Genomic DNA, 410 nt, shown 5'->3' with positions numbered 1-410 from the left:
AAGGGGGGAGGGAAAGGGAGGAAGAGGAGGAGGAAAGAGGAGAAGAGGGGAAAGAAAAAAGGAAAGGGGAAGGGGGGGGAAAAAAAGAGGAAGAAAGGGGGGAGGGAGAAAGAGAAAGGGGGGAAAAAGAGAAAAGAAGAGAAAGGGAAGAGGGGGGAGAGGAAAAAGAAGGGGAGGGAGGGAAGAAGAGAAAGGAAGAGAGGAAAGAAAAAGGAAAGAGGGGGGGGGAAGAAAGAGGAGGAAAGAAAAAAGAAAAGAGAGAGGAAGGGAGGGAAAAAGGAAGAGGGAAAGAAAGAAGAAGAAAAGGGAAAAAAAGAGGGAAAAGGAAGGAAAAAGGGGAGGAGAGGGAAAGGGAGAAGAGGGAAGGAGAGAAAGAGGGGAGAGAGAAAAGGGAGGGGGAAAAAGAAGAA

Annotated in this window: 1 protein-coding gene; it reads left to right on the top strand. The window is 48.3% G+C overall.

Annotation, left to right across the window (positions count from 1 at the left end; all coding sequences use genetic code 11):
- Positions 1 to 410 (top strand): hypothetical protein (locus KH400_RS29825; protein ID WP_217228149.1); only part of this gene is annotated, 410 nt, incomplete at both ends.

It is taken from the genome of Desertibacillus haloalkaliphilus, from assembly GCF_019039105.1.
GTDB lineage: Bacteria > Bacillota > Bacilli > Bacillales > KJ1-10-99 > Desertibacillus > Desertibacillus haloalkaliphilus.
This window is presented reverse-complemented; position numbering and strand designations above follow the sequence as displayed.